At 47.0% G+C, this 23,163-nt stretch carries 24 protein-coding genes, 1 pseudogene and 1 riboswitch; of the genes and pseudogenes, 10 read left to right on the top strand and 15 right to left on the bottom strand.

Translation table 11 applies throughout. The features are described 5' to 3' along the window. Positions 1–58: 58 nt before the first annotated feature. The 10 genes from ODZ53_RS08515 to ODZ53_RS08560 all read right to left on the bottom strand — a co-directional run bounded on the left by ODZ53_RS08515 (position 59) and on the right by ODZ53_RS08560 (position 11,220). On the bottom strand, positions 59–754 hold the full coding sequence (locus tag ODZ53_RS08515) for an MgtC/SapB family protein (RefSeq protein ID WP_015893844.1): 696 nt from the start codon (positions 752–754) through the stop codon (positions 59–61). 155 nt (positions 755–909) lie between these two features. After that, complete coding sequence (locus ODZ53_RS08520) at positions 910–2,265, bottom strand: MATE family efflux transporter (RefSeq protein WP_372676634.1); 1,356 nt, start codon at positions 2,263–2,265, stop codon at positions 910–912. 136 nt (positions 2,266–2,401) lie between these two features. Continuing rightward, positions 2,402–3,886 carry a lytic polysaccharide monooxygenase gene (locus ODZ53_RS08525; RefSeq protein ID WP_372676635.1) on the bottom strand — a complete coding sequence of 495 codons (1,485 nt, stop codon included), beginning with the start codon at positions 3,884–3,886 and terminating at the stop codon, positions 2,402–2,404. A gap of 234 nt (positions 3,887–4,120) precedes the next feature. Beyond that, entirely contained in the window at positions 4,121–5,830 is a 1,710-nt protein-coding gene (locus ODZ53_RS08530; RefSeq protein ID WP_372676636.1) for an adenine deaminase, read from the bottom strand. A gap of 18 nt (positions 5,831–5,848) precedes the next feature. Continuing rightward, the gene (locus ODZ53_RS08535; protein WP_372676637.1) at positions 5,849–6,910 is read right to left on the bottom strand and encodes an ABC transporter ATP-binding protein; all 1,062 of its coding nucleotides are present in this window, start codon (positions 6,908–6,910) and stop codon (positions 5,849–5,851) included. 15 nt (positions 6,911–6,925) lie between these two features. Then, positions 6,926–7,714 carry an ABC transporter permease gene (locus tag ODZ53_RS08540; RefSeq protein WP_372676638.1) on the bottom strand — a complete coding sequence of 263 codons (789 nt, stop codon included), beginning with the start codon at positions 7,712–7,714 and terminating at the stop codon, positions 6,926–6,928. A 5-nt stretch (positions 7,715–7,719) separates the two neighbouring features. Beyond that, complete coding sequence (locus tag ODZ53_RS08545; RefSeq protein ID WP_015893850.1) at positions 7,720–8,541, bottom strand: ABC transporter permease; 822 nt, start codon at positions 8,539–8,541, stop codon at positions 7,720–7,722. 26 nt (positions 8,542–8,567) lie between these two features. Beyond that, positions 8,568–9,497: a nucleoside hydrolase gene (locus ODZ53_RS08550; RefSeq protein WP_372676639.1), complete on the bottom strand. Its 930-nt coding sequence runs from the start codon at positions 9,495–9,497 to the stop codon at positions 8,568–8,570. A 95-nt stretch (positions 9,498–9,592) separates the two neighbouring features. After that, complete coding sequence (locus ODZ53_RS08555) at positions 9,593–10,666, bottom strand: ABC transporter substrate-binding protein (RefSeq protein WP_372676640.1); 1,074 nt, start codon at positions 10,664–10,666, stop codon at positions 9,593–9,595. A gap of 197 nt (positions 10,667–10,863) precedes the next feature. Further along, the gene (locus ODZ53_RS08560) at positions 10,864–11,220 is read right to left on the bottom strand and encodes a hypothetical protein (protein WP_015893853.1); all 357 of its coding nucleotides are present in this window, start codon (positions 11,218–11,220) and stop codon (positions 10,864–10,866) included. 220 nt (positions 11,221–11,440) lie between these two features. Further along, positions 11,441–11,543: riboswitch (SAM riboswitch) on the top strand. A 102-nt stretch (positions 11,544–11,645) separates the two neighbouring features. Between ODZ53_RS08560 and ODZ53_RS08565 the strand changes: the two genes are divergently transcribed. The 7 genes and pseudogenes from ODZ53_RS08565 to ODZ53_RS08595 form a co-directional block, all read left to right on the top strand. Next, positions 11,646–12,476 (top strand): MetQ/NlpA family ABC transporter substrate-binding protein, encoded by an 831-nt coding sequence (locus tag ODZ53_RS08565; RefSeq protein WP_372676641.1) that lies wholly within the window; start codon positions 11,646–11,648, stop codon positions 12,474–12,476. A gap of 42 nt (positions 12,477–12,518) precedes the next feature. Continuing rightward, on the top strand, positions 12,519–13,556 hold the full coding sequence (locus tag ODZ53_RS08570) for a methionine ABC transporter ATP-binding protein (RefSeq protein ID WP_372676642.1): 1,038 nt from the start codon (positions 12,519–12,521) through the stop codon (positions 13,554–13,556). Next, entirely contained in the window at positions 13,556–14,218 is a 663-nt protein-coding gene (locus ODZ53_RS08575) for a methionine ABC transporter permease (RefSeq protein ID WP_372676643.1), read from the top strand. Before ODZ53_RS08570 ends, ODZ53_RS08575 begins: the two co-directional genes overlap by 1 nt. Positions 14,219–14,367: 149 nt before the next feature. After that, on the top strand, positions 14,368–14,802 hold the full coding sequence (locus tag ODZ53_RS08580) for a hypothetical protein (RefSeq protein WP_087350538.1): 435 nt from the start codon (positions 14,368–14,370) through the stop codon (positions 14,800–14,802). After that, on the top strand, positions 14,790–15,083 hold the full coding sequence (locus tag ODZ53_RS08585; RefSeq protein WP_015893858.1) for a YxcD family protein: 294 nt from the start codon (positions 14,790–14,792) through the stop codon (positions 15,081–15,083). The genes ODZ53_RS08580 and ODZ53_RS08585 overlap by 13 nt, the downstream gene beginning before the upstream one ends. Positions 15,084–15,259: 176 nt before the next feature. Continuing rightward, entirely contained in the window at positions 15,260–16,123 is an 864-nt protein-coding gene (locus ODZ53_RS08590) for an ABC transporter ATP-binding protein (protein ID WP_372676644.1), read from the top strand. A gap of 85 nt (positions 16,124–16,208) precedes the next feature. Then, a pseudogene (locus ODZ53_RS08595) lies at positions 16,209–16,427 on the top strand (DJ-1/PfpI family protein); the annotation flags it as partial. Positions 16,428–16,516: 89 nt separating this feature from the next. Here ODZ53_RS08595 and ODZ53_RS08600 read toward each other — a convergent pair. The 5 genes from ODZ53_RS08600 to ODZ53_RS08620 all read right to left on the bottom strand — a co-directional run bounded on the left by ODZ53_RS08600 (position 16,517) and on the right by ODZ53_RS08620 (position 21,273). Continuing rightward, entirely contained in the window at positions 16,517–17,506 is a 990-nt protein-coding gene (locus tag ODZ53_RS08600) for a siderophore ABC transporter substrate-binding protein (protein ID WP_289675130.1), read from the bottom strand. A 104-nt stretch (positions 17,507–17,610) separates the two neighbouring features. Next, positions 17,611–18,369, bottom strand: coding sequence for an iron ABC transporter ATP-binding protein (locus ODZ53_RS08605; RefSeq protein ID WP_372676645.1), 759 nt, complete (start codon positions 18,367–18,369; stop codon positions 17,611–17,613). Continuing rightward, positions 18,366–19,307 carry an iron chelate uptake ABC transporter family permease subunit gene (locus ODZ53_RS08610; protein ID WP_064200130.1) on the bottom strand — a complete coding sequence of 314 codons (942 nt, stop codon included), beginning with the start codon at positions 19,305–19,307 and terminating at the stop codon, positions 18,366–18,368. The genes ODZ53_RS08605 and ODZ53_RS08610 overlap by 4 nt, the downstream gene beginning before the upstream one ends. Beyond that, complete coding sequence (locus ODZ53_RS08615; RefSeq protein ID WP_372676646.1) at positions 19,304–20,257, bottom strand: ABC transporter permease; 954 nt, start codon at positions 20,255–20,257, stop codon at positions 19,304–19,306. Before ODZ53_RS08615 ends, ODZ53_RS08610 begins: the two co-directional genes overlap by 4 nt. A 248-nt stretch (positions 20,258–20,505) precedes the next feature. Further along, positions 20,506–21,273 carry a DUF4097 family beta strand repeat-containing protein gene (locus tag ODZ53_RS08620; protein ID WP_372676647.1) on the bottom strand — a complete coding sequence of 256 codons (768 nt, stop codon included), beginning with the start codon at positions 21,271–21,273 and terminating at the stop codon, positions 20,506–20,508. Between the two features lie 200 nt (positions 21,274–21,473). On the opposite strand from ODZ53_RS08620, the gene ODZ53_RS08625 reads away from it, so the two are divergent. The 3 genes from ODZ53_RS08625 (at position 21,474) to ODZ53_RS08635 (ending at position 23,149) form a co-directional block, all read left to right on the top strand. Further along, positions 21,474–22,148, top strand: coding sequence for a Crp/Fnr family transcriptional regulator (locus ODZ53_RS08625; protein WP_372676648.1), 675 nt, complete (start codon positions 21,474–21,476; stop codon positions 22,146–22,148). Between the two features lie 87 nt (positions 22,149–22,235). Then, a complete protein-coding gene (locus tag ODZ53_RS08630) occupies positions 22,236–22,598 on the top strand; it encodes a carboxymuconolactone decarboxylase family protein (RefSeq protein WP_015893867.1) in 363 nt (120 codons plus the stop codon). Between the two features lie 194 nt (positions 22,599–22,792). Next, complete coding sequence (locus ODZ53_RS08635; RefSeq protein ID WP_015893868.1) at positions 22,793–23,149, top strand: response regulator; 357 nt, start codon at positions 22,793–22,795, stop codon at positions 23,147–23,149. Positions 23,150–23,163: the final 14 nt, after the last annotated feature.

Genomic DNA, 23,163 nt, shown 5'->3' on the forward strand with positions numbered 1-23,163 from the left:
GAATAATGAAATGAAAAAGACGAAAGCTACATTAGCCTCCGTCTTCTAGTATTCCATATTATCTGCTTTCTACTTCTACCGAAATGACATGATCGACAGCCTTCAACAGGCTGTAAATATCCGTTGTATACGTATTTTCCGACGCTGTAATCATCATTTCCAGCTTTTGCAGACTATTGTCCAAGTCTTTAACCTTCACCCGCTTCACTTGCAATTCAAGGTGCTTAATCTGCTTGAACACCAAATCCAAATTGCCCCCGCCTTCGACCACAATCTTGATCGACAAATCTCTTTGTCTGAGTGATTCTGGACCAACCAAGCGAAGGATGACCGGGAACAAATTAATCGCCAAAATAATGAGGATCGTCGCGGTCACTGCCTCAAAATAAAACCCTGCACCTACTGCAATCCCAAGTCCAGAAGCCGCCCAGACCATCGATGCTGTGGTCAAACCTGAAATGACATCATTACTCCGGCGTAGAATAACACCAGCCCCAAGGAAACCTACACCGCTCACAATTTGAGCAGCCAAGCGCAACGGGTCCATATTCGTGTGTCCGGGCAAGGAGAACCGATGAACGGATTCAATCGAGACAATCGTAATGAGACAGCTCGCAACCGAAATAACCATGCTGGTTTTTACACCCAGTGGCTTGTGCTTGAGCTGCCGATCCATACCAATCATCAAGCCTAGAAATAATGCAACTCCTAGTTTTAGCAAAAAATCATACGTCGTGAATACCGAGAGTGACATGAGTCTCTCCCCCCATCTGCATTGATGTCAGGTTATCTTCCATCGCCTATGATAAGAAGTATATCTGGTCTTTTACTTAGTGTAAACGGGGCTTTCATTCTTCATGCAAAAAGCGGAAAACCCCCACTCCAGGGATTTTCCGCTTATCTGTTTCCTTATGAATGACTGCGAATCATGCGTTTCTGTAACGACAGCAGACGTCCAAAAAGGAAGATGGCACCGGCAGCCAATCCCGTAATCAGACCAATCCAGTATCCGAATGCGGCAAGCGAAGTGAATTTCGCCAGAATGTATCCCAAAGGCAAGCCAATCACCCAATAAGATATCAGCGCAACGATAAAGGTAATGGTCACATCCTTGTACCCGCGCAGTACCCCTTGAATAGGAGCCGCGATGGCATCAGAGATCAGGAAAAGGATCGAGTACATCAAGAAATGCTGGGCAAGCTCCAACACCTCGATGTCGGTCGTGTAAAAACCAGCCACCTGCTCGCTAAATATCAGCAAGCTGATTCCGAACAAAAGGGCGATAACAACAGCGATGCCTATACCCAAGTAACTGTACTGCTTCGCGTCTCGGAACCTTTTGGCTCCCACCTCAAAGCCGACGACAATCGTCAACGCCATGGATATGCTCAATGGCACCATGTACAGGAAGGATGCGAAGTTCATCGCTGCCTGATGCGCAGCAATCGTTATCGTGCTGTATTCACTCATGAACAAAGTGACGGCCGCAAAAATGCTAACCTCGCAGAAGATCGAAAATCCGATAGGAAGCCCTAGCTTCAGCAGCTCTTTCCATGCTTTCATCGAGATGCGATGAAATTTGGAGAACAAACCGAACTCAACGAATGGGTGCACGCGATTCACGACAAATAGAGTAATCAGCAAAATACACCAGTATGTGATGCCAGATGCAAGCCCGGCACCGATTCCACCCAGCCTGGGCAATCCGAAGTTACCAAAGATAAGAGCGTAGTTCAACAAGACATTAATCGGCAACGAAAGCAGGGTAATGAACATCGTTACCCGTGTTTGTCCTAATGCGTCGATAAAGCAACGGAGCACCGTATAAAGAAACATCGGAATAATTCCAAGAGAGATGGCATGCAGGAAGCCGCGAGCAATCGTACGCACCTGTGACTCCAATTGCATCCAGTTCAGGATCGGATCAAGCACCAAACCACCGACGATGATGACACCGACCGCAATCCCCACACTCAAATACAAGGCTTGCATAACCGTGTAAGACACCTGATCTTGTTTCCTTGCACCAACCATCTGTGCAACCATCGGCATGACAGCCATCAGAATCCCCGTCAAGCCTGCTTGAACAGGTGTCCATAGACTAGCCCCAATCGCTACCCCCGCCAAATCTGTCGGACTGGCGTGTCCAGACATGATGGTATCGGCGAACGTCATCGAAAACAGCGCAAGTTGCGAGATCAAGATCGGAAGCAAAACAGCCAAAAACTGTCGCCATTTTTCTTTTAGCGAATAGGTTTCATTCATTTTTCATTTCCTTCTAACCTTATAAGATGGGCTTATCGTTCAAATTATAAGTATAGCAAAACAAGTAGGAATCAGCAAAATAGTGACTGCACTTAGACAAACAAAAGCCCAGGTAGTTCACCCGGGCTTTGCTACATTATTCAGCCAGCTTCCATACATCGGCTTTCCCTGGCTCTTCGCCCTTGGTCCACCACTTTGCCTTATAAATCTTGTCTTCGTAGTTCACTTCCGCTCCACCATCATACGCTTTGCTGGAATCCCACGACAGTACGACATCGCTTACCAGCTTCCACGCATCGGAACGGTCTGGCTTTTCACCAGTTACCCACCATTTTGCTACGTACTCCAGTCCCTCATACAAGACGCGGTTGCCCTGTACATACACAGCAGAGGAATCCCACTCAGCGATTTCACCTGGTACTTCAGGTTTTTTCTCCTTTGTGCTTGCAGCAAAAGGTGCGCTCTCTTCGGAAATATTTCCTGCTGCATCAACTGCCTTGATCGTATACGTATAAGCTGTTCCTGCCGTTAATCCTTTATCGACAAAGGAAGGCTTCTCAACTGTTCCTACGTGGGTGCCATCACGGTAAATTTCGTATTTCACCACACCCACATTGTCACGAGAAGGACTCCACATGAGGTCGATTGCTGTCTCTGTTGGATGGTGAGTCATGATTCCTGCTGGTGCTGTCGGCGCTTCTGTATCCACGATATCTTCTGCTTTTGTGCGAACGGTAAGTGCTTTGCTCGCATTAGATTCTTTCCCTTTGCTATCGACTGCCACAATGGTATAGCTGTAAGCCGTAGCAGGCGTCAAATCTTTGTCCGTGTAAGCTGTTTCTTTCGTTGATGCGATGAATTTACCATCGCGATACACATCGTATTGTTTGATTCCCTCAGATGCCACGGATTTTGTCCAGCTAAGGTCAATGCTTGTAGCTGTTTGCGATACGGAAGTCACATTGTCTGGAACGGTAGGCTTTTCTACGATACCTGTTCCAGGATTAATCAGATTCACATCAATGGCCTGGTAAAAAGCCATGCCTGTATCAGCAATTTCCCAAACAGCCAAAATAATGTGGTAACCGCTACGATCTGTCGGTACATTGCACGTTTGCGTTAACGTGAATGGCGGTCTTTTCCCTCCGTCCTGGAACGAGCAGAACAGTTCCAAATCCGCTCGGGCAAGTGGCTTGTTAGGATTCCAGCCTTTTTTCGTGATGTAATATTTCCACTCCGCTGTACTATGCGGGGCTGTTAGATTCCAAGTAAACGCATTTTGTCCACCCTGCAAGGTAACCTTGGTCCAGCGATCTGCTGTCTGTGCGTAAAGCTCAGGATAGCGGCCTCCACCGGTAAATTCACCATCGGCAGGACCAGATTGCGGGAACCCGCCAATGCCTTCCACACTTTGCGGTTCCCACTGGATTTGACCGCAGCCTTTGTTTTGCCCCGTCTTACACAAGTAAGAGCGACTCGCTGGCGATTCGATGTACCCGTGAGCCGAGGCTTTCTCAGCGAACACGAGAGTAGCTGCGCCCGCCACAAGCATCATTGCCAGCATGAATAAAAGCGACAGCCCTTTACTGAACAGATTGTTTCTCAACCCTACGTTATCCATTTATTTATCTCCTCTTTTCTGGATTAGGATCGAATACCATGTTACAGAAAAATTTTCCAGTATTACAGATTCCGAATACCTAAACCAAAACCTGCCAAATACCCTAATTCCAGTAAGAAAATAGGAGATTATTCAGGAATGTATACCTATGCATGAAAATTTATATGCTTCATTCGGGACTTTTTGATCAAAAAAAATTGCCTGCCGAAAATAATTTTCAGCAAGCAACTTTTATTACATTAAGAGCAACGGAACTATTTTCCCGTCATTTACATCAATCAACCCCAGATCCGTCAGCTTTAAGGCTGGACTGACTGGTAAAGAATGCGTGCTGATCGACATGATCGGGTTGTAATGATTGTAACCGAGCGATTCCATAGCACGGCGAAGCTGCTCGACTTCCTTTGCAGTCTTTTCCAATGGTTCCTCTGTCAAAATGCCTCCGACTGGCAAATGAAGGCTCGCGATCACCTTGCCATCCTCTACCACGTAAAAGCCGCCCTGATTGCGGATGACTTCATTGGCTGCGACCATCATATCGTGCGGATTGTGTCCGACAACCAAGAGATTGTGGTTGTCATGCGAGTAGCTGGTGGCTACCGCACCTCGCTTGATCGTATCGCCGCTGATCAAGCCGTAACCTCGATTGCCGTTTATGCCATAGCGTTCAAAGACGGCAACCAAGCCGTACGGGCTCTCCTCCCACAAGAGTTGCCCTTCCCGAACCTCAGCGATTCCACGGTGATCCTCAGTAAATGTAGAACCGTTTTGAACGAGCATGACCCGACATGGATAGCGATTGTCCGGCACATCTACTGTGACACGGAAGTCTTGCTCTGTCAGTGGCGATAGCTTGATGCTCTCATAAAAATGTGCAGGAAACTGCTTCTCTTTGACTGCTTGTCGGTACTCTTCCTTGGAATCGTAAGCTTTCTTCCCCTTTTTGTAGACGCGCTCGATCTTGAGTTCATGCAGGTCAGACAGCAGCAGGAAGTCCGCTATTTTGCCAGGAGCAATCGCCCCTCGATCCGTCATGTTCATACGTCTGGCTGGGGTAAATGTACTTGCGTAGATCGCACGTTCTGGCTGCATGCCCATTTGAATGGCTTTTTTCACGATATGGTTCAAATGTCCGCGATTGACCAGAGAGTCAGTCATCACATCATCCGTCACAAAGCAAAAATGTTCGGAAACATCTTCTTTGATCAAATAGTCCATGACTTCATCCGTCATCGATTTTTCTTGAATCTCCAGAAACATGCCCGCTGCAATTCTCGCTTCCATACCCTCACGCGTCTGGTGCGTATGATCGGAATCCACCCCCGCATAAATGACGCGATGCAGGTCCAAATCAAGCAATTTCGGGACATGCCCCTCGATGACGAGCTTTGGATACGTCTTGCGGATATGCTCCAGGATGCGATTCGTTTTGCAGTCAGGGTCCTTGATGATGTCTACGTAGTTCATGATTTCGCCGAGGCAAATGATCTCTTCGGAGCGTAAGAGCTCGTCCATATCTGCAATCTCGACAGACCCACCTGTCGTTTCCATCGAGGTAGCTGGTACAGAGCTCGGGATCGCGTACAGCATATCAACGACACAATCACGGCTCGCACGAATCATTTCTTTGATCCCTTCGATTCCGAAAACATTGGCCATCTCATGCGGCTCCGGTACGATCGTCGTCACTCCGTTTTGAATCAAGCCAAAGGAAAACGTCTCCGGCGTCACCATCGTGCTCTCAATATGCAAGTGAATATCGACCAGACCAGGAATCATGTAGCGGCCTTGTCCGTCCACGATCTCGGCAGCTTCAAATGTTTCTGTACTGCGCTCACCAATATAGAAGAATCGTTCATCCAACACAGCGACGTTTCCTTTGATGAACTTTTTAAAATAGCTGTTAAACACTTGGACGTCTTGAATCAACAAATCGACCTTCACGAAAATAACCTCCTGTCTTTAGTCCACGAGTACCACTTTGTCTTTTGGAAACAGCAGATTGACGTTTAGGCCAGTCTTGTACGGCGTCTCCATCTCTTGATTGACCGTGAAGTCGCCCAGCTCTGTTTCCACGACATATTGATAGCTGCGTCCCAAAAACGTGCTTACCTTTACCGTCCCACGCAAACGGTTCATTCCCGGATCGGCGCTCTCTTCTGTCGTTACGAGAAGGTCATCTGGTCGCATTGCGCATTTTTTGCCGGACGGATTCGCCGTACCCGGATTTTTGGACGCGGTAAAATGATGGTCACCGACACGCAAGCCAATTTCTCCGTTCTGCTCGGTGCGCTCTGCGAAATCGATGAAGTTGGTAAAACCAATAAAGCGAGCGATAAACTCGGTCTTCGGATATTTGAAAATTGTGGCTGGATCGTCAAGCTGCTCGATCACACCCTTGTTCATAATCGCCACCTGATCAGAAATGGAGAAGCACTCCTCCTGGTCATGCGATACATACACAGTCGTAATTCCCAACTCCTGCTGAATGCGACGAATTTCTACGCGCATGTTGATCCGCAGGTTGGCATCGAGGTTACTGAGCGGCTCATCGAACAGCAGCAGGTCAGGCTGAATCACCAATGCACGCGCAATTGCCACGCGCTGTCTTTGACCACCGGACAGCTCTTTCGGGAAACGCTTTTCGTAGCCGCCGAGGCTCACGACTTCGAGGATTTGCTGCACCCGGGTCTTTACCTCTGTTTCATTGACCTTGCGCAGGCGCAAACCGAACGCCACGTTATCGAAAACAGAAAGGTGCGGAAACAGTGCATAGCTCTGAAACACAAACCCGAAGTTGCGCTTGTTGACCGGAACGCGCGTATAATCTTTTCCTTCAAACATGAATCGTCCATCTTTTGCTTCCAGAAAACCCGCAATCAAACGCAGCGTCGTCGTCTTTCCGCAACCGCTCGGACCGAGCAAAGAGATGAGCTGTCCTTTTTCGATATTGAGATTGAAGTTTTGCAAAATATATTGATTGTCATAGGCAACCGATACGTTTTCCAGCGTGAGCAATGCCATGAGTTGATGCCTCCGTTATCGTTTTGTAAAGTAGGAAAGCCCCATCAGACGTTCAATGATGAACATGAGAATAGCCGTAAAAATCATGAGCAGCACGGAAATCGCGGCGATCGTCGGATCGAAGTTGTTTTCTACGTACGTCAGCATCTGGATCGGCAGCGTGCTTACCCCTGGTCCCGTCATGAAAACAGAGATATCTACGTTGTTGAACGACTCCAGAAAAGCGATCAGAATCGCAGCAATAATCCCGGAGCGAATATTCGGCAAGACGACTTTGAAAAAGGTTTCGAGGCGACCTGCCCCAAGGCTTAACGCCGCTTCTTCAATGGCGAAGTCAAAGTTGGACAAGGAAGATGCAATGACGCGAATGATAAACGGAAGCATCAGCACCGTATGACCGACGAGAAGTCCCGCATAAATCGGCAAATGATATACAACAATGACGTATTTCAGCATGGCAAAGCCCATCACGATACCCGGAATCAGGACAGGTGAGATGAAAACGCCATTCAAGATGCCTTTGCCGCGAAAATCAAAGCGACTGAGCGCATAGGCTGCCGGAATCCCCAACAAGAGCGCCAAGAGATTGCCCAGCAAGGAAACGAACATCGACGTCTTGAACGTCGTCATGAACATTTCTACATTAAAAATGTTTTCGTACCACCGCCAGGAAAAGCCCTCCGGCGGAAACTTCAAGACGCTCCCCGGTTCAAACGACGTAAAAGAAATGATAATGAGCGGCCCTAGCAAAAACAGAAAGACGAGAGAGGTAAACAGGGCCAACCCGCGATTTTTCTCCTGCATAGCTTCTACCCCTTCGGATTTAATTTCGTCGCCAGCTTGTTCATGAAGTAGATGACAACAAATGTAATGACAATCATGATCGTGGCAATGACGGATGCCAAATGCCAGTCATTCAGCGTAATCGCATTTTGATATAGGAATGTGGAGATGACCCGCTGTTTTCCACCTAACAGGGCAGGTGTAGTGTAGGCGGTCAAGCTTCCGACAAACACGAGTATGCTACCGATAATGAGTCCGGGTACACTAAGCGGCACAATGACTTTCCAGAAGGCAGTCAACTTGGAAGCACCCAAGCTTTCCGCCGCCTTCAGCAAGTCTGGATCGATGTTTTCCATCACCCCTACCAGCGTAATAATGATCAGCGGCAGGAACAGATGAATCAAACCAATCATCATCGCAGTCGGCGTATACAATATTTCCAACGGCTTATCGATGAGCCCGATTGCAAGCAGCGAGCTGTTCAATAAGCCCTTTTTTCCGAGAATAATCATCCAAGAGAACGACCGCACGACAGAGCTGGTCAGCAAAGGAAAAATCGCCAATGCCAGCAGGATGCCTTTTTTGCGTGGGCCGAGCTTGGAAATGTAGTACGCGGCAGGAAAACCGATCAGAACACACGCAATCGTCGTGACCAGACTGACCTGCAACGTTGTCAGCATAATTTTCAGGAAGTACGCATCGGTAAGAAATTGGAGATAGCCTTGGATCGTAAAGCTACCCTCTTGATAAAAGGTGGACGCAATCGTCATCACGATCGGAATGACCATGAACAGCGTCAAAAACAGCACACCCGGCAACAGCAATAAATAAAGACCCGTTTTTCTCATCTGATTAACTCCTGTTCACGGTATCGTCAGGCTTTCAATGCGCCGAGAAAACGCGCAAAGAACGCATCTGCATCTACGTCCAGACAGACGTTTATGTTCGGTTCTTTTTTCAGGCGGTTTTGAAAGTCGCAAACCGTTTGCCCATCACACAGCTCACTTCTCGTTTCGATATCTACATACAGTTTCTGCGTCTTCACCAGCTTCGGATCGAGTGCGACCGCGACAGCCAACGGATCATGCATGGCGCACGCATAAATGCCATTTCGCTGAAAATAGCGATGAAGGTAATCAGACGTACTCTGTCTCACGTACTCGCCCATCGGGGTATCCCCTAGCCCGCGAATATGCTCCTCATTCAGCAGCACTCTTCGGGTTACATCCAGGCCAACCATCGTCAATTGCGGGAATCCGGCATGAAATACAATCTTCGCTGCCTCTGGATCGACGTACATGTTGTACTCCGCAACTGGCGTCACATTGCCATGCTCGCGGACCACTCCACCCATGAAAATGACTTCCTTGACGTGTTGAACAAGCTCCGGACATTTTTTCACCGCCAAAGCCAAATTGGTCAGCGGCCCCGTCATGACGAGCGTAATTTCTCCAGAATGAGCGAGTACGTTTTCTACGATGAAATCAGGGGCAAAGCCAGCAGTCGGTTCCTTGTAAATCGGAACTCCGGCAAGGGCACCGCCCAAACCATCCTCACCATGTACGGCATGCTCGAAAAACAACGGCCGCAACAACGGTTCAGACGCTCCACAGATGACAGGGATTTGCTCGCCGACTTGCAGGAAATCAAGAATTTTGCACGTGTTTTCCGTGGCTTTTCGCAGCGACACGTTGCCATTCACCGTAGTAATACCAACTAGATCGAATTGCCCGCTTTTCACAGCGAGAATAATGCCAAGCGCATCATCAATGCCCGTATCGACGTCAAGAATGATCTTTTTCACAAGTGGTCCTCCTCACGTTCATTCCTCATGAAAACAAGGGTATATCCGAATTGTCTATACCCTCGCCCATTGTTTTTCTATCGTACGTTATTGCGTTATTGCGTGATTTCACGATTCCAACGGTCAATCCATGCTTTGGAGTGCTCGTTTACGAATTTCATGTCCAGCATTTTCAGCTTGCTTACGGTTTCTTCCCCGTACGTTACACCTTTTGCTTCTTCTTCTGTCAGTTGAACGGTCTTGTTTACAGGGGAATCGATTTTCGCTTTTGCTGTTTTCTCTTGAACTTCCTTGCTCAGCTGATAGTTGATGAAGTCTTCTGCGAGTGCTTTGTTTTTCGAGCCTTTTACGATGTTAACCGTATTCATAACCGCATATCCGCCGCTTGCAGGTTGTATGAAAACAGCCTCTGGAACAGCAGCTTTGATGTCTTTGAAGTACATTTCCATGATCGGTCCTACGCCGATTTCTTCTTGTCCAAACATGTTCACGTATTCGGAGGTCTTATCGTAGAACTTCACGACACTTTTGTTGACTTCTTTCATTTTCGCGAAGGCTTGATCCTCGTTAAATTCCTTGCTGCCCGCGATCGCAGAAGCACTGTCGAGAACCATCGGGCCAGTTGTGGACGTAATGCTTGGCAGTGTCAGCTTGCCTGTCAGCTCTGGGTTCCACAGATCTTTCCAATCCTTGATCTCGGTTTTTACGATCTTTGGATTGTAGGCAATCCCGAATTGACCAACCGTGTAAGCTGGACCGTACTCCTCGCCCAGTGGTGCTTTGGCAATGTCGTAGATTTGATCCAGGTTCGGGATGCGGCTGCGGTCGATTTTTTCAAATGCGCCACTCTCAATCCCTTGCTGTGCATAGTAGTCAGAGAGGTAGATCAAGTCTACATCGGAGCTTCCTTGGCGGACCTTGTTCAGACGCTCTGCGTTGTTCCCGATTTCCAGCACGATTTTCACGTTATGTTCTTTTTCAAACGGCTCATATACTTCTTTGCGGAAAAAGTCTTCGGAGAAGCCCCATGTGGAGATAACCAGCTTTTGTGGCTCGCCCTTGGCTTCGCCGCCAGCTCCTCCCGCTTGTGGTTGATCATTGCTGCCACAGCCAGCGAGAGCCAGTGACATCATAGAAAAAGACAGGATTCCAGCAAGTAATTTCTTCATCGTAATTCTCCTCCAGTTGGGTTCATTTGATGACAAAATATGGTGATACAATAAAAAGAAAAGTACCCTTGATTAGAACGTATCATTCTAAACAAGAGCACTTTTCTTCGTAAACAAAGAGAAGTGACACCCGTTTTTACGCAAAGTCTACGGTCTCCCCTTAAGATAGATCAAAAGAGAAAATCCGAACGATTGCGTCAGGTATTCAGTTCTGATTCAGCTAAAATAACATTCGTGATCGCCCACTGCGTAGGCGCATCATAGTCCCTCAGCACGGCTTCCAACGGCAACCCCATCTCTTCTTCCAGTCGTTCTCTCAGTCTCTTCTTATAAAGAAGGGACATGCGAAAATCGACTTCGAGCTTGAGGGCCGGTGCTTCTCCTTCCAACGCTTGTGAGCGCGGAGAGCGGCGATGCTTAGCTTGGAACGTAATCATCTGATTTTCAATCGTGACTCGGAGCAAAGTCGTTCCAAATCCGAACAACTCTTTTGCTATCTCATTATAGATGGCAGACAGCTTTTTTCTAGTTTCATTGGAGTCCACGAGAGTCATGTCATCACCTGCGATAGCTGGCATCGGGTTCATTCGCTCTCATTATACATATGATTTTTTCATTCTTCAATAGAATATTCGTATTTAGATCAATTTCACATTTTTCCACCAAGTCATTCGTTTGCAAAAACTGTTGACACCGAAAAAATCAGTCGTTATAATCCAACTATCCAAATAAGAATTAACAACAATGTTTGGAATGATAATTTCATAGCACATTCTCTTATGAAGAGAGGTTGAGGGACTGGCCCTATGACACCTCGGCAACCTATCGCAAACGATACGGTGCCAAATCCAGCGGAATTTATTCCGACAGATAAGAGAGGTATTGTTGCAGTGTGGTTACATACTTGCAGTTTTCGCCTCTTCTGTCGGAAGAGGCTTTTTTCTTTTCCATCTTACATCCAGAGAAAAGGGGTATTTTCATGAAAAAAACTGGTCTACTGCTCACTACACTACTGCTCGCTACATCGCTCGTAACGGCTTGCGGGGGCAAACAAGAAGCTGCGCCTGCTAACGGCGGCACTGCTGCTGAACAAACCTCACTCAAAGTGGGTGTCACTGGCGGCCCACACGAAGAGATTCTTAACAAAGTAAAAGAAGTCGCCAAAGGCAAAGGACTCGACGTCGAAGTCGTCGTTTTCAACGATTACGTACAGCCGAACCAAGCTCTCGATAAAGGAAATCTCGATGTAAACAGCTTCCAAACCATCCCGTTCTTGGCGAAGTTCAATCAAGATCACAAAACAAAGATCGTCGAGGTCGGAAAAACCGTGACGTACCCGATGGGCCTGTACTCCACCAAGCATAAAAAAGTCGAGGACATCCCGGCAGGCGGCGTTGTCGGCATTCAAAATGACCCGACCAACCGAGCACGCGCCTTGCTGCTCTATCAAGCAGCTGGCTTGATTAAGCTCAAGGATGGCGTGGGCGACAACGCAACACCACTGGACATCGTGGAAAATCCGAAAAATTTGCAATTCAAAGAGCTGGAGGCTGCTTTCCTGGCACGCTCGCTGAGCAACGTAGAGGTTGCTTCGATTAACACAAACTTCGCGATGGAAGCTGGCTACTCCCCGAAAAAAGACGCGATCTTCGCTGAGACGGCTGACTCTCCGTACGTAAACATCTTGGCAGCCAACGAAACCAACAAAGACAACCCAGCCGTCAAAAAGCTGGTGGACATCTACCGCTCGGAAGAAGTGAAAAAATTCATCGACGAACGCTTTGAAGGAGCTGTACTGCCGTCCTGGTAAGATCGACGCCAGGAACATCAAGAACAACAAGGAGAACTCGTTATGATACAGCTAACCGATATTCATAAGTCGTATCAAGTAGGAAACAAGCAGGTAGAAGCATTGAAGGGCGTATCCCTGCAGGTGGAAAAAGGGCAAATCTACGGGGTGATCGGCTTTAGCGGAGCGGGGAAAAGTACCCTGCTCCGTACCATCAACCTGTTGGAGAAGCCGACCAGCGGTTCTGTGATCGTCAATGGCCAGAACATGCTGACCCTCAAGGAAAAAGAGCTGCGGCAAGCTCGCAAAAAGATCGGGATTATTTTTCAACACTTCAACCTGCTCTCTTCCTATAATGTCTTTGACAATGTGGCGGAAATCTTGCGGATGAATCACGTCCCCAAAGATGTCATAAAGCGCAAGGTAGAAGACCTTCTCGGATTGGTTGGCTTGTCTGATAAAGCAAACGCTTATCCTTCTCAGCTATCCGGTGGACAAAAGCAACGGGTGGGCATCGCTCGTGCACTTGCCACCGATCCGGAAATCCTGCTCTGTGACGAAGCGACTTCCGCTCTCGACCCGCAAACAACCGAATCCATTCTGGAGCTGTTGCTCGACATCAATCGAAAGTTCAACCTGACCATCGTGCTGATTACCCATGAAATGCAGGTCATCAAGAAAATCTGCGACCAAGTAGCCATCATGGAAAACGGCGTCGTCATCGAGCAAGGCTCTGTTCTGGATGTGTTCAGCAATCCGCAAGAGCAAACGACCCGTAATTTTATCAAAACAGTTTTTGACGATCAGGTACCACAGGAGATTTTGTCCAAGATAAAAGAATCCGGACCCGTTTCCAAAATTGTTCGCGTTGCTTTTCGCGGAGATGCCGCTCTCGATCCTGTTCTAGGTACCTTGTCCGCACGCTTTCCGATTAGCACCAATCTGTTGTACGGCTCGATTACGACCATTAAGGGAACAGCCCTTGGCATTTTGCTTTTGCACATTTCTGGTGAAGACCAGCCCATTCAAGATGGCATTCGCTTCTTGCGTGAATCCGTCTACCGCGTAGATATTGTGTCCCCAGAGGAGGTGCGTAGCTAATGGAGCGTTTGATTGAAATGATTCCGGTATTCGGGCAATCCCTGCAAGAGACCGTTATCATGGTTGGGTTTTCGTTGTTCATTGCGACACTGATCGGGATTCCGCTCGGGATTTTGTTGGTCATCACACAGGTTAACCACCTTTTTCCGAATAAAATCATTTATCACACCCTGAATACGATCATCAACATTGTGCGTTCGTTGCCTTTTATTATCCTGATGGTTGCAATCATTCCTTTTACAGAGTTGATCGTGGGCACATCGATTGGGATTGAAGGAGCCATTGTGCCGCTCATCGTCTATACGGCTCCTTACATCTCACGCCTGATGGAAACGGCCCTGCATGACGTAGATCGCGGCGTGATCGAAGCGTACCAAGCGATGGGCGCATCCCGGACGCAGATTATTTTTCGGATCATGCTGCGTGAAGCACGGCCTGGCATCGTCCTCTGCCTGACGATCGCGACCATCGGTTTGATCGGTGCTACTGCTATGGCGGGCGCAGTTGGTGCCGGCGGACTGGGCGATCTCGCCTTGCGCTACGGCTACCAGCAATGGGACATCGAAGTCATGATCATTACCGTCATTATCCTCGTCGTCTTGGTCCAGCTCATTCAATCGTTGGGTAACTGGGCAGCCCGAAAACTGAAAAAGAGCGCGTAAATCGAAGAACCCCTGACGAGATCGCTTGTCAGGGGCTTTTTTGTCGGTATTTAAACCGATCGTCACTGAAAGTGCATTGGAATTTCGTTCGATATTCATGTAGACTTATATGTACAAGTCATTCAAATGAGAGGTGCTACCTAAATAACATGAAAAAACTCATCATGATGTTGGTTGCCGTAATGCTCGTACTCGCTCCGGCCGGAGGATTCATTGATCACGCCGACGCGAAAGGCTATAAGTCCGGGAAAAAATCTTTTAACTCTAATACGGCTCCCACCAATACACAAACACCCAACAAAGCCGATTCAAATGTAAACGCATCAACCAATAAAGGTACGACAACAACTCCTGCTGCTACCGCAAGCAAAAGCGGCGGATTCATGAAAGGTCTCATGATTGGTGGTCTGGCTGGTTTGCTGTTCGGATCCCTATTCGGTGACATGGGTATCCTGGGCTCCATCCTTGGCTTCATGATCAACCTGATGGCGATCCTCGCAGTGATTATCCTGATCCGCAAAGCGTTCGTTTACTTCAAAAACAAGCGTGAGAAAGAACAGGAACTGAACGCATGGAAAAGATAACCTTTTCTGAACAAGATATCATTAACGCGATTTGCATTCATGCAGCTTTCAAAAAGCAGTTGAAGCCACAAGACATCTCCGTCGAGCTGATGTGGGACGAGGAGTATGGCTTCTCTGCTGAAGTACACTGGATGGATCGCCAACAAATCTTCGTCGAGATTAACATGATCGAAGCGATTCGCTACTACCTGGAGACCCAGATGCAGCGCAACCCTTATTCGGCCGGCATCGAGCTAGTATTGGACGACGAAGAAGGGATCATCGCTCATATCACCTACTAATTCAGGATAATCATTTGTTAACCCAAGGCCAATTTGTTCACACATGTGAGCAGGTTGGCTTTTTCATATTGAATTTGACCTCATTCCGTTATATACTTTACCTTAGTGAAAATGATTATCATTGTCTTTGTTTACACATACATGTACATACTTTCCTAAAAAGGAGTTGGCCCATTGTGGAGCGCTTATACACGCAAAAGCTGGACATCGGATACGGTGAGCTTTCCATTGTCAAAGACTTGAACATTAGCATTCCTTCTGGAAAAATCACTGCTCTGGTCGGTGCAAATGGTTCTGGTAAATCGACGATCCTCAAAACTCTCGCGCGGATTATGAAACCAACCGGCGGACAAGTATTTTTGGACGGAAAGTCGATCCATCAGCAATCGACCAAGGAAGTCGCCAAGCAACTCGCGATTTTGCCGCAAAACCCAACCGCACCCGATGGCTTGACCGTGTCTGAGCTCGTTACCTATGGCCGCTTCCCCCATCAAAAAGGCTTCGGCTCTTTGACCAAGGAAGACAAGGAGATTATAAACTGGGCTATCTCCATGACCGGGATGGCAGATTTCCATGATCGTCCGGTTGACCAGCTATCCGGCGGTCAGCGCCAGCGCGCCTGGATTGCGATGGCACTGGCGCAAGGAACAGACATCCTGTTCCTTGATGAGCCTACGACCTTCCTGGATATGGCTCACCAGCTGGAGGTTCTCAAGCTCTTGCAAAAGCTGAATGACGAAGAAAATCGTACGATCGTTATGGTCGTCCACGATTTGAATCACGCAACCCGTTATGCACAGCACATGGTTGCCATCTCTCGCGGTACCGTCGTCGCTGAGGGAAGCCCTACTGAAGTCATGACGCCTGAGATGCTGCGCAAGGTATTCAACATCGAAGCAGACATCCTGATTGATCCTCGCACGGGTGTACCGCTCTGCCTCCCATATGAGCTGTGTCATGCTGTGGACCAAAAACAAGCAAACGAAAACACGACCCAACCTGTTTACACGGAAGAGCGCAAGCTGGTTGGAGCCAGATAACCGTTAAATTCCGCTAGCAAAAAGCCGGTTTTCACCACGTTTTACGGTGTAACCGGCTTTTTGCTATACCGACTATTTATCTTTCCTCGTTACAGCAGCCGGCGTTTCCTCTGGTATCGACATGGCACTCCAACTAGTTGCATGGGAATTGGGAGAGGATATGAGCAAAGGGGTTCAGTTGATCTTGGAATACGATCCCCAGCCACCGTTTGACTCGGGGTCACCAAAGAAGGCACCTGCTTTATTGGTAGAAGAAATAAGAAGGATGTTACAAGAGTTTGCCAAGCGGGAGCCCCGTGTATAAATGAATCAGCACGTTCTATAAAATGAAAAGGCGACAGCCCTGGGAATGTTTTACTCCCTTGGGCTGTCGCCACTTTCCTTTCTAGCCTCTTACCACTTCACTTCTTTCAGAACTTCTTCTGCCATGCCAGCGGTGGATTCCAATCCGCCACCAGACAAGTACCAGTTGCTAGAATCCAGGTAAATGATGTTGCCAGTTTTGAATGCTTTCGTGTTCTTAATCAGATCGTTTTCTACTGTTTGCTGTGTAGAAGTAGACACTTCTTTATTCTTGGAAATCGCGTTACCACGATCAATTACGAACAGGTAGTCTGGATCTTTTTCTGCGATATATTCAAAGGAAACACTTTGACCATGATTTTCTACAGAAATGTTTTTGTCTACAGGCGTAAATCCGAATTCACCGTGCAGGATACCAAAACGGGAACCAGCGCCGTAAGCGTTCAGCTTGCCTTCGTTAACCATTACGATCAGAGCAGTCTTGCCGCTTGCCGTTGCTTTTGCATTCAATTCTTTGATAGATGCATCGATTTTGCCCAGCTCTTCTTCTACTTGTGCTTCTTTACCGAAGATGGTACCCAATGTTTTCATGTTCTCTTTGAAAGATTCCATGTACTTCGCATTGTCTACACCCATGAAGATGGTTGGAGCAATTTTGTTCAGCTCTTCGTAAGCATCTTGTTGACGACCAGAAATGAAGATGACATCTGGTTTCAATGCATTGATTTTTTCAAAGTCTGGCTCTTTCAAACCACCAACATTTGTGTATTTCGCATCTTTGAACTTTTCCAGGTACGCAGGAATGCTGGTAGACTGTGCAACACCCGCTACTTCAATACCCAATTTGTCCAAGGAATCCAGAACACCGAAGTCAAATGCTACAACCGTTTTTGGATTCTTTTTCAGTTTTGCTTCACCTAATTTATGCTTGATCGTAACTTCTTCGGATGTTTGTGCCGCTTCAGGTGCTTTGGTTGCGTCCGTCGCAGATGTTGCAGGAGCAGCGTTATTGGAGCCGCATGCAGCCGTGAATACAGCCAACAGTACTGCCATAAATAGCATGAGTAATTTTTTGTTCACTTCTCTCACCTCTATATAGAATGTAAAAGTATATAAAATTATTGACAGCTTGCTGATGAAACCCCCGGCAGGCCATCAAAATTTTAACGATAGGAAGATGGAGCTTACGCGAAATAGACACAGATTTTATTTTCTTCAATGTCTTCAATACGGATATCCATGTCATAGACATCTTTCAAGATCGGTTGGGTGATGATCTCGTCTGTAGTGCCTTCCTTCACGACCTTTCCATCCTTGAGAGCGACGATATAATCCGAATAGACGGAAGCAAAGTTGATATCGTGAATGACAATGACAACCGTTTTGCCCTTTTCGTCTACCAGACGTCGCAGCACTTTCATGATCTGGACGGAGTGCTTCATATCCAAATTGTTGAGCGGCTCATCCAAGAGGACGTATTCCGTATTTTGAGCGACAACCATCGCGATGTAAGCGCGTTGACGCTGACCGCCACTCAACTGGTCGAGGTACTTGTGTTGAATGTCCGTGAGCTCCAAATACTGGATAGCCTCGTCTACATACTTCCAATCCTCTTTTGTCAAATTGCCTTGTGAATACGGGAAGCGACCAAAGCTGACCAGCTCACGAATCGTCAACCGCACCGTTATGTGGTTCGATTGCTTGAGAATCGAGATTTTCTTTGCCAGCTCACTACTCTTTGTCTGCCCAATTTCCTGACCCTCAATGAAAACCTCGCCTTGATCCTTGGTCAATAGGCGACTAATCATCGACAGTAGCGTGCTCTTTCCAGCCCCATTGGGCCCGATAAAGGACGTGATTTTCCCTTTGGCAATCTTCACAGAGACTTTTTCCACGACATTTTTGCTACCATACTGTTTTGTGACATTCCGGACTTCTATCACGCTTTATTCTCCTTTAACAGAAGATAGATGAAGTAAACTCCACCAATAAAGTTGACGATGACACTGAGCGTCGTGGAGAACGCAAGTACACGCTCCACAATCAACAAACCGCCAACCAGTGCAATCACACTGATTAAAGCCGAGCCCACCAGCAAGTATTTATGCTGATAGGTTTTCATAAACTGATGGGCGAGATTCGCTACCAACAGTCCAAGGAAGGTAATCGGTCCAACAAGCGCTGTCGCGATCGATACGAGAATGGCAATGATGACGAGGAACCGTTTGATGACAAAATCGTACGGAATCCCCAAATTGATCGCCTGATCTCGACCGAGTGATAACACATCCAAGTACTTGATGTATCGCCAGAAGTAAATCATGATTCCGATGACCAGAGCAAAGCTCGTAATCAACAGGTCTGTTTTTACATTGTTGAAGCTGGCGAACATTCGGTCTTGCACAACCAGAAACTCATTCGGATCAATCAACACTTGCATGAACGTGGACAAACTGCTGAACAATGTGCCCAAGATCAAGCCGATGAGAAGCAGGAAGTAAATGTTTTGCCCTTCCCTCTTAAACAGGAATTTGTAGAGCAAGCCTGCGAAAAGCACCATCCCACCTGTCGAGATCAGAAAGTTCACGTTGTTGTTCATCAAGGTGAAATGGGTGGAGCCAAAAACAAAGATCACAAATGTTTGGATGAACATATAGAGCGAATCAAGGCCGATGATGCTAGGCGTCAAGATTCGGTTGTTCGTGATGGTCTGGAAGATCATCGTTGAGAAGGCGATGATGCAACCGGTTAAAATGATGGCAAGAATTTTCTTAGCCCGCCGAGGAAGGACGTAATCCCAGTTGCCACCGGCGTCAATCATCATAAAAATGGCTATCAAAGCAATGGCCACAATCGACAGGGCAGCTATCTTCGCTTTCATTGTTCATATGCCTTTCTTCTCATGAGTAAGTACACGAATATCCCGCTGCCTATGACCCCAACCATCAAGCCGATGGAAATCTCGTATGGGAAGATGATGAGGCGTCCCAGGATATCACAAGCAAGTACAAACACCGCGCCAAGCAAAGCGGTATGAGATAAGCTTTTTTTCAGGTTATCTCCCAGGTAGATCGTAACCAGGTTGGGAATGATCAGCCCCAAAAACGGGATTGTCCCTACTGTGAGAATAACTACCGAAGTCACACAAGCGACAATGACCAGTCCAATGTTGACGACATGCTTGTAGTTCAACCCGAGGTTGATGGCAAACTCTTCACCCATTCCGGCAATAGTGAACTTATTCGCATACAAGTAAGCGATAATCACCAGCGGAATGCTTATGTATAAAAGTTCGTAGCTGCCCTTCATAATGGTGGAGAAATCTCCATGCAACCAAGCAGACATGTTTTGCATCAGGTCATGCTTATAAGCGAAAAACGTCGTGATGGATCCGACGATGTTTCCAAACATCAATCCCACTAACGGGATGAAAATGGAGTCTTTAAATTTGATTCGTTCGAGAATCTTCATAAAGACAAAGGTTCCCAAGAGAGCAAATGCAAAAGCAACGAGTAGCTTCACCCAAGAGCTCGCATCAGCGAATACCAAGAGTGAAACCAATATTCCGAAGCGAACGGAGTCCTCTGTCCCTGCTGTCGTCGGAGAAACGAACTTGTTTCGGGTCAGCTGCTGCATGATCAATCCGGCGATACTCATGCTGACCCCTGCGATGATAATACTAATCAAACGCGGAATTCGGCTAATCCACAGCACTTGCACTTTGTCATCTGTGAGATTAAACAGATCCCACGGGGATATATCTTTCACGCCAATAAAAAGTGAAACGAACGATAGCAAAATAAGTGTTACAACCAAATATCTCTTTTTCATCGCGTCCCTACTCTTCTTACTTTTTCATGGAGTAATGTTCCGTATTGACTCGAGCATTTACCGAAGAGAATAATTCTCATAATCATTAATAAAGAGATTCATTCTCAATTAGAACTACATTTGTTATAGTAGCACTTCTTTATCGGAAGGGGAAGCTTTTTTTCATTAGTCGGCTAATTTTTTCCTCAACCTGTCAAAATACCGCCACAACAAGAAAACCGCCAGGGCAAAAACCCTGACGGTCCTGATTATTTGGATGTGTACGAACCTGTTACGTTTTGAACGAACCGATCTCCGCTCCCGTCACTCTCAATCAGCACATTTCCTTCGACTGTATCAATGACAATATCACCGCTTTGGTCCGATATCGTAACATCACCCTTATGCTTCCTCATATACATATCACCGGATTGATCGTGAATCGCTACGTTTCCACCCGTATTTTCCATGACGATCTCACCTGAATCGTCTTCGATCAGTTTGAGGGCTGACGCGTCCTTGATCTTGATATCACCGGACTGGTCACGAATCTCTACCTCTCCGTTCGTATTCGTTAATCGAATATCACCTGAGTCATCCTCAATCGTGAGCTTTCCTGTTAGATTCGTCATGTCAATATCCCCTGATCCATCGGTAAGGGCTATCGGTAGCTTGGCAGGAACAATTACCGTTATCGTCATATCCACATAGTTAAAACCGATATCTGTGTTCACTTCGGATCGTAGTGTTGCGGCGTTATTCCCATCCTTTTCGAGTGTAAGGATGATTTCTTCGGGTTTGACATTTTTCGATTTGATTTCAGCCTCTACATGAATCGCGGTTGCTTTTTCATCACCCTTGACGACCAAATCGCCCGAATCGGTCACAATATTCAACGCCTCGATGGACTCCGCAGGCAATTCAAGCTGTCTTTTTTCTTCTTCAATCTTGATCACGTTATTGTTGATCGTGCAGCCGGCCACGCCGATTCCCACAGCAATTAGGCCAACCCCTATCCACCGCTTCATTTGTTTCATCTGTTTCCCCTCGATACTTGGTTATTTTTACAAGATAAGTTCTTTTAACATCGTAGCAAAACAGCGTAGAAGAGAAATCAGGCTACAGGGTTGTTCTCTCGTCAGTCCGCAGACGGATATTCCATTGTAGAGATCCCGTCTTTTCCCTACACTACAAGTAAGCATATTTCTCTAATTGAGTTGTCGCGGAGGGTAAAACAATGGACTTGAATCGAATCCAACTTGTGACGGATGCTTTTCCGTGCTTTTCCCTTGTTCCGGAAGCCGCATGGCGCCATCCTGACATAACAGTGGAACGCTTTTCTCCCCAGCTTACGATGCAGCAGGGTCATCTGTTTGCCCATGCCGCTTTTGTATTGTCAGGCAAGGTCCGTATCTATATCATCAGCGAGACAGGACGTGAGGTTACGTTATATCGGGTACAGCGCGGGGGAGTCTGCGTCCTCATGATGGCCAGTATTTTAGGTGAGACGGGCTATGAAGCATCCGCACAGCTAGAAGAGGAAACCGAGCTGCTGCTTTTGCCTGTAGATGTTTTCAAAGACTGGATGGATCACTATAAGGACTTGCGTCAGTTTATTTACCGGAACATGATCAACCGAATGGTCTCCGTCACATCTCTGGTCGAGGATATCGCGTTTAAACCGATCAACGCCCGCATCGCCGAATTATTGCTCCGTCGTACCACAGATTCTCACAATCATCTTTCCATCACCCATGAAGCGATTGCCATAGAACTCGGAACTGCCCGAGAGGTAATCAGTCGGTCACTCAAGGAGTTTGAAAAAGCCGGGTGGCTTCAGTTAGGCCGAGGCCGAATCACAGCTATTCGCCGTGATGCCCTCCAGGAAAAACTTTTTCCTAGTGATTGGTGAGATTGGTGAGTAAGTTACAGAAGCAACCATTTTCTCTCTCTACAATAAAGTCGTAGTGACTACCCATGAAAAGGGAGAGGATGTTTCATGTCAAAAGCACGTTCGTATTATGAATCAGCAAATTTGTCGCATATCCCAGAATTGATGAAATTGGCGCCTGACGCTGCCGCTTCTTATTTTTCTTTCGAGCGGCAAATCTACCAGCAATCCCACCAGCTTCCGGTCAAAACGAAAGAGTTGATTGCCATTGTGGTCGCTCACGTGACTGGCTGCCCTTATTGCATCGATGTTCACGTCAAAAAGTATAAAGAACTGGGCGGCACCATGGAGGAAATTATGGAGGCTCTACTCGTTGCCGCAGTGACACGTTCCGGTGCTATCTTAAGTCATGGGGTCAATGCCTTGCTCGCCTATCATGATGCTCCTGGCAAGCCAGATTGCTTTTGCTAACCGAATACATGACCCATTTGGAAAAGCTAAACAAACGAATCCAGTTTTATCAAAAGCTGGAATTCGTTTGTTTTTTTGTATGTTTGTACACTTTTTATGATCAAATGATTGCGACATTTTTCCTATAAGTGTTATGGTAAAATTAGACTGCTCACTTACTAAGGTTAACTAACCGTTTCGAAACAGGAGGCTTTATGGCTCGTATACTGATAGCAGACGACTCCCTTGTAGTACGAGATTACATGAAAATCATTTTGGAACGGGCGGGCCATCAAGTCATTGCAGAAGCAACGAATGGATTGGACGCCTATCAAAAATATACGGACCACCTCCCCGATGTGGTGACGATGGATATCAATATGCCAGGAATGAATGGCATAGAGACTGTCAAAAAAATCATCGGCACCTTCCCCGACGCCAACATCATTATGGTCAGCACCAACGGATTAAAGCCGCTCGTTTTTGAAGCAATCAACGCTGGAGCGCGCCATTACATTCTAAAACCGATCGATGAAGAACGGCTTTTGGCTTCCATTACGAATTCTCTTTAGTCGATCAAACAAAA

It is taken from the genome of Brevibacillus sp. BD137 (assembly GCF_041644655.1).
GTDB classification, from domain to species: Bacteria; Bacillota; Bacilli; order Brevibacillales; family Brevibacillaceae; genus Brevibacillus; species Brevibacillus brevis_D.

What these genes read in the sequence shown, in the direction of transcription:
- ODZ53_RS08515 (WP_015893844.1), bottom strand. Translation starts at nt 754, where the DNA reads ATGTCACTCTCGGTATTCACGACGTATGATTTTTTGCTAAAACTAGGA.
- ODZ53_RS08520 (WP_372676634.1), bottom strand. Translation starts at nt 2,265, where the DNA reads ATGAATGAAACCTATTCGCTAAAAGAAAAATGGCGACAGTTTTTGGCT.
- ODZ53_RS08525 (WP_372676635.1), bottom strand. Translation starts at nt 3,886, where the DNA reads ATGGATAACGTAGGGTTGAGAAACAATCTGTTCAGTAAAGGGCTGTCG.
- ODZ53_RS08535 (WP_372676637.1), bottom strand. Translation starts at nt 6,910, where the DNA reads ATGGCATTGCTCACGCTGGAAAACGTATCGGTTGCCTATGACAATCAA.
- ODZ53_RS08540 (WP_372676638.1), bottom strand. Translation starts at nt 7,714, where the DNA reads ATGCAGGAGAAAAATCGCGGGTTGGCCCTGTTTACCTCTCTCGTCTTT.
- ODZ53_RS08545 (WP_015893850.1), bottom strand. Translation starts at nt 8,541, where the DNA reads ATGAGAAAAACGGGTCTTTATTTATTGCTGTTGCCGGGTGTGCTGTTT.
- ODZ53_RS08555 (WP_372676640.1), bottom strand. Translation starts at nt 10,666, where the DNA reads ATGAAGAAATTACTTGCTGGAATCCTGTCTTTTTCTATGATGTCACTG.
- ODZ53_RS08560 (WP_015893853.1), bottom strand. Translation starts at nt 11,220, where the DNA reads ATGACTCTCGTGGACTCCAATGAAACTAGAAAAAAGCTGTCTGCCATC.
- ODZ53_RS08565 (WP_372676641.1), top strand. Translation starts at nt 11,646, where the DNA reads ATGAAAAAAACTGGTCTACTGCTCACTACACTACTGCTCGCTACATCG.
- ODZ53_RS08570 (WP_372676642.1), top strand. Translation starts at nt 12,519, where the DNA reads ATGATACAGCTAACCGATATTCATAAGTCGTATCAAGTAGGAAACAAG.
- ODZ53_RS08575 (WP_372676643.1), top strand. Translation starts at nt 13,556, where the DNA reads ATGGAGCGTTTGATTGAAATGATTCCGGTATTCGGGCAATCCCTGCAA.
- ODZ53_RS08580 (WP_087350538.1), top strand. Translation starts at nt 14,368, where the DNA reads ATGAAAAAACTCATCATGATGTTGGTTGCCGTAATGCTCGTACTCGCT.
- ODZ53_RS08585 (WP_015893858.1), top strand. Translation starts at nt 14,790, where the DNA reads ATGGAAAAGATAACCTTTTCTGAACAAGATATCATTAACGCGATTTGC.
- ODZ53_RS08610 (WP_064200130.1), bottom strand. Translation starts at nt 19,307, where the DNA reads ATGAAAGCGAAGATAGCTGCCCTGTCGATTGTGGCCATTGCTTTGATA.
- ODZ53_RS08615 (WP_372676646.1), bottom strand. Translation starts at nt 20,257, where the DNA reads ATGAAAAAGAGATATTTGGTTGTAACACTTATTTTGCTATCGTTCGTT.
- ODZ53_RS08620 (WP_372676647.1), bottom strand. Translation starts at nt 21,273, where the DNA reads ATGAAACAAATGAAGCGGTGGATAGGGGTTGGCCTAATTGCTGTGGGA.
- ODZ53_RS08625 (WP_372676648.1), top strand. Translation starts at nt 21,474, where the DNA reads ATGGACTTGAATCGAATCCAACTTGTGACGGATGCTTTTCCGTGCTTT.
- ODZ53_RS08630 (WP_015893867.1), top strand. Translation starts at nt 22,236, where the DNA reads ATGTCAAAAGCACGTTCGTATTATGAATCAGCAAATTTGTCGCATATC.
- ODZ53_RS08635 (WP_015893868.1), top strand. Translation starts at nt 22,793, where the DNA reads ATGGCTCGTATACTGATAGCAGACGACTCCCTTGTAGTACGAGATTAC.